Below are 5,143 nucleotides of genomic sequence, written 5' to 3' on the forward strand. Positions count from 1 at the left end.
GTCCCACGAACTCAAACAGCGTCACCGTAGCCAATCCGGCGGTCGCCAGCCTCATATAAATGGCCGCGAAGATCCAGAAGTCGCCCGCACCGTCGATTTTGGCGGATTCCGAAATTTCGTAAGGGATGCTCATGAAGAAGTTCCGCATCAGCAGTATCGAGAACCCCGAGACAAGTCCGGACAGAACGAGCACCGTCAGCGTGTTGATCAGGTGGAAGTCCTTGTTGACCACATACAGCGGGATCAGCACCGCCTCCTGCGGAATCATCATCGTAATCAGGATGAAGGTGATCATCAGCCGTTTTCCCGGTACCCGGGGATGGATCAGCACATAGCCCGCCAGCGACGACAGCAGCACATGCAGCAGCGTTCCGAAGACCGTCACGATCGTGCTGTTCAGGAAAGGTCTCCACAGATCCAGACTGTTCCAGATCGTGCGGTATCCATCCAGGCTGAATTCTTTGGGAAACAGGATGATATCCGGCCTCATGGACGCAACCCCGGAGGACAGCGAGAGTGATATGACGTTCAGGAAGGGAATGATCATCGTCAGCATCAGGCAGATAATGAACAAGGCGTTGAGCCAATCGAACACTGTCATCCGCTTGGCGTTCAAACCGTAATTCGCGTGTCTCATCATCTATTCCACCTCGTCAAATCGGGTTAGTGTCCGCACGGCAAGCGTCAAGATCAGCGTAAAGACCAGAACGAAAAAGCTCGCGGCCGCACCCACGCCGACCTGCATTTCCATAATGCCCTTCTGAAACGTGTACATCATCAGCACATCGACATGGGAAGAGGTCGACGGATTGCGGAGGACAAAGACCTGGTCGAAGATCCTCAGCACCCCGAGCGTATTCAGCAGGATAATGACTTTCATCGTTCCTTTCAGCTGGGGAAGGGTCACGAATCGCACAAGCTGCCACCTGGTAGCCCCGTCCATGCGGGCTGCTTCGTACAAGGACGGATTGATCGAAACGATCGCTGCAAGAAACAGGATACAGCTGTAGCCCATGTCCTTCCATGTGGAGACCAGGATCATGACCCATCTCGCCCAGGTGGACTCGGCCAGAAAATGGATAGGTTCGATGCCGGCCACCTTGTGCAGCACCAAATTGACGATCCCTGTGTCGGGTGAAAGGAGGAAAATCCACATTCCCCCGATCACAACCCAGGACAGCAAATGCGGGATGTAGAGCAGCATCTGCGCCGTTTTTTTAAACCATGCCGTCATGACTTCATTCAGGGATAAAGCGATGACCAGGGGGGCGACAAATCCGAAGACCAGAATGCCTCCCCCGATCACCACCGTATTGCCCAGCGCTTTCCAGAAAAACGGATCATGCCACACTGCCGCATAATTCGCAAATCCGATATAGGGACGTTCGCCCATCAGCTTGTAGTCCTGAAAACTGATCTGCAGGCCCCTCGCGAGCGGATAATAACCGTAAATGATAAAGTAAATGACGACGGGAAGCATCATGGCATAGAGTACGCCGTATTTACGAATCGCTCTCATCTTGTCTAACTTCACATCCTATCGGGTAAAATCAAACCGCGGGAGCTATTCGTCGATCAAATTCGCGCTCTTCAGTTCCTCCCGCATTTTCTTGACGGCATCGGCGGCGGGCATTTCTCCGGACATGGCTTTCAGCGCGTAATTTTGTACGATTTTTTCCGCGTCCGGCCAGCCCGGAAGGGCAAGTTCCAGCGTCGCATGCTGTTTGACCAGTTCTTGGGCGGCCTCGACGCCCGGCAGTTTGTCAAACGGGGACTTGACGTTTTCGTTGTACCAGAACGGCACGCCATGGTCCATGTTGTGCTCCTTGCCCTCTGCCGTGAGCGTATATTGGCCGCCGCTCTCGGTATAATCGACGTCTTTAATACCAAGGCTGCCGAGGGTGATGCCGTCCTTGGAGTTCCAGAACTCCAGGAATTTCTCTGCCGCTTCTACATGCGGCGCATTTTGCGGCACGATCCAGAAGTCGGGGTCGCCCCGGCGCATCAGGATGTTGCCGTCCGGACCGGCCGCGCTGGCGATCGCTTCCGCCTGGAACGTTGTATTCGGATCCTGCTCTTTACGCAGGTTGTTGAACATGCCGACCCAGGCATCCCAGTACGTCACCATGCCGACCCGGTCGGTCAGGAACAGGTTGCGCATTTTGCCTGTATCGTTCGTTACGAAGTTTGGATCCATGATGCCTTCCTTGACCAGCTTGGCAAACCATTCATACATCGGAATCGCTTCGTCGGAAGCATACGGGATCGTCCGCTTGCCGTCCTTCATCACGTAGCGGTACTTCAAACCGGCCGCGCTCATGAACCCTTGAATGTCATATAAGCCGGACGTGCTCAAGCCGTAGGTGTCGTTTTTGCCGTTGCCATCCGGATCCTGCTCTTTAAAAGCTTTCAGCACCTGATAATATTCGTCCAGCGTTTTCGGCTCCTGCAGATGCAGCTTATCCAGCCAGTCCTTACGGACGATCGGCATCGTGCCGCCCTGGAATTTCGTGAAGACGGCATGGATTTTGCCATCCTTGTCTTTCAGCTGGTCCCATTCAGCGGTGGGAATCACCTTCGGATCAGAGAGCGTGCTCGACCCCTTAACAAAATCGCTTAGATCCGTCACCGCACCCTGCCCGACAAATTGATCCAGCTTGCCAAGGTCGCTGAGCTCGATAAGATCGTATTTCTCACCCGAACCCAGCACGGTCAGCACTTTCTGGTCGTAGTCGCTCGCCGGCTTTTCGATCGTCACATCAATGCCGGTTAACCGCTTAATCTCAGCCTCGAACTGTTTCATCTCATCCGGGGTTTTCCCGCCGACGTTAGCGGAGAGAATGCGAAGCTTCATTTCCGGCTGTTTGCCGGTATCCGCTCCCCCTTCCGCCGCCTTACCTGTGTCGCCTCCGCCGCTGCTGCATGCCGAGACCAGGAGTGAACCTGCCAGCAGGGTTGCCATCAAAATGCCTGACTTTCTTTTCATTCAAAACACCTCCAACAATGATTTTTTTTTTAGATTATAGAATGATAAATTTTCAGCGGAGCTGAACGATTCTATAATCGCAAGAAAAACTTCCACTGGACGCGGTCTGTCTTCTTTGAAGGTACGTCGATAGACGTTTTTCTTATAGATAGCAATGTGTAAACGGTTTAATGGGTGCACGCGCAGGAGCCGCGCTCCACCAGTTCGGACGGAAGGAGTATCCGCTTAACCCCAGCTGCGCCGGCAGTCACCTGCTCGATCAGCAGGCGGGCGGCTTCCATGCCGATTGTTCTTGCATCCAGCCTCATCCCGGTTAACGGCGGATGCATTGCGGGCGGGAAATGCTCGCCTCCGCTGAAAGCGATGACCGAAAGATCTCCGGGAATGACAAGTCCAAGCTCTTCCGCCGCTTGATAAATGCCCATAGCCATAGATTCGTTGTCCGCCAGGATGGCGGAAATGCCAGCGTGTTCGCGAAGCATCTGCAGGGTCGTCTCGTATCCGAAGCGGATCGAGGTTCCATCGTCATCCGGCTTGTTCAGGATCAGTCCAGCCAGCGAATCCACACCGGCTTCGCGGTGGGCCAAATAATAACCCAGCTCCCGATCTTCCGCCACGGTCCGGTCCTTCGCCGAGTTGAGAAACAAGATACGCCGGTGCCCTTGCGTCAGAAGAAGCCTGACCGCTTTGGCGGCCGCCGCGATATTGTCGTTATCGACGGAGCATACCTGTCCGGCCCGTTCACCTGATGGGCGTCCTACCACGACGATCGGTACATCCCGCTTGAGCCGGTCTTCTATCCTGGGATCATCATGAATCGGGTCGAGCAAAATTTCTCCGTCCACCGGATCTGAAGCGATAAGCTCCATCTGCTTCAGCAGGGAAGGCTGCAAAATGTTGATCAATATCCGGTAGCCATGTTCATAACAAACCTCCATCATGCCGTCGAGCAATTCGTGCTGGAACGCGTCCAGCGGCATTTTCTCGCTGCGCATGTTCAGCCCGATAATGTTGGTTTTCCGGTTTACAAGGCTCCTTGCCCAGTAATTCGGCCTGTAGTTCAATTCCTCCGCCGCCTTAAGCACACGCTGCGTGACCTCTTTGCTGATGGGACGTTTCTTGCTGAACACGCTGGATACCGTACCTTTCGAAACCCCCGCAGCTTTTGCTACATCAGCAATCGTAACCACGTTCGCCTAATCCTCTCCTTCATGTCTTGGCTTGGAATTTGTCTCAAGTACAAGTCCTACATTAAACCGGTTTTGTTAAAAACGTTCCATGTTCATGAAATATGTATGTAAAACCTGAACATTCGATGATCAATTCCGGCATTAAACCGTTTTTTCTTGTCCAGCGGTTTGGCACATCCCGCTCTGCACGCTGGATTTCAGCACAAAAAACCCCGCAAAGCGAGGTTTTGCATTGATGCCTTATTCAGATATGCTGCGGTTTACTCAACAAGCCGAAGCCCGATGACACAACCGATGACGCCCATGATACAAAACAGTCGAACCGGCGTTTTCGATTCCTTGAAAAACATCATGCCCACAACGGCCGCTCCAACCGAACCGATCCCGGTCCAGACCGCATAAGCCGTCGACAGAGGGATCGACTCGATCGCTCTGACCAGCAATGAAAAGCTCGCGATGAAACCGCCGATAAGAATGAGGTTATTAGCTGTGTTCCTCCCCGCTGGTAAGTTTTAATCCGATGATAAACAGCAATAAGAGCAAAATAATGCCGACTTTCAGCAGGCCAATACCACCGGAATAAACAGCTTCCACAACCACGGTTCCGATCGTGCCGATCCCGGCAAAAACGGCGTAGGTTGTCCCGACCGGCAGAACCTTCGCTGCACGGATGACCAGCTCAAAGCTCGTCAGCAGGGCAATCAGCACGATAATGGAGGGAATCTCCACATATTTGAAGCCTGAAGCCCAGACGATTTCGAGGATTCCTCCGATCGCCACATAAGCCCACGCCTGGTTTTTGCTTATCGGTTTGGGCGGTTTCACGGGTTTCGCTGGCGTCGCGGTTTTTGCTTGCTCATTCATTACGATCCCTTCCTTTCGTCTTATCCGTTTGCTGCTCTTGCTCGTGCCGCAGATACTCGTCGACGATGCGGTCGATGTAGTTCACCGTATCTTCATCCAACCC

5 protein-coding genes and 1 pseudogene are annotated in these 5,143 nt (G+C 53.4%); all 6 read right to left on the reverse strand.

The window, feature by feature from the left end:
- On the reverse strand, positions 1-640 hold a 640-nt coding region (locus CPT76_RS10600; RefSeq protein ID WP_258168281.1), incomplete at its 3' end, for a carbohydrate ABC transporter permease.
- Positions 641-1,519, reverse strand: a complete 879-nt coding sequence (locus CPT76_RS10605) for an ABC transporter permease subunit (RefSeq protein WP_105442891.1) — start codon at positions 1,517-1,519, stop codon at positions 641-643.
- 45 nt (positions 1,520-1,564) lie between these two features.
- Positions 1,565-2,986, reverse strand: coding sequence for an extracellular solute-binding protein (locus CPT76_RS10610; RefSeq protein WP_105442892.1), 1,422 nt, complete (start codon positions 2,984-2,986; stop codon positions 1,565-1,567).
- A 167-nt stretch (positions 2,987-3,153) separates the two neighbouring features.
- Entirely contained in the window at positions 3,154-4,176 is a 1,023-nt protein-coding gene (locus tag CPT76_RS10615; protein WP_105442893.1) for a LacI family DNA-binding transcriptional regulator, read from the reverse strand.
- Between the two features lie 260 nt (positions 4,177-4,436).
- Positions 4,437-4,661: pseudogene (locus tag CPT76_RS39390) on the reverse strand (DMT family transporter); the annotation flags it as partial.
- Positions 4,660-5,040, reverse strand: coding sequence for a DMT family transporter (locus tag CPT76_RS39395; RefSeq protein WP_105442895.1), 381 nt, complete (start codon positions 5,038-5,040; stop codon positions 4,660-4,662). The pseudogene CPT76_RS39390 and the gene CPT76_RS39395, both read right to left, overlap by 2 nt.
- Positions 5,041-5,143: the final 103 nt, after the last annotated feature.

The organism is Paenibacillus sp. AR247, assembly GCF_002968895.1.
Taxonomy (GTDB): Bacteria; Bacillota; Bacilli; order Paenibacillales; family Paenibacillaceae; genus Paenibacillus_AQ; species Paenibacillus_AQ favisporus.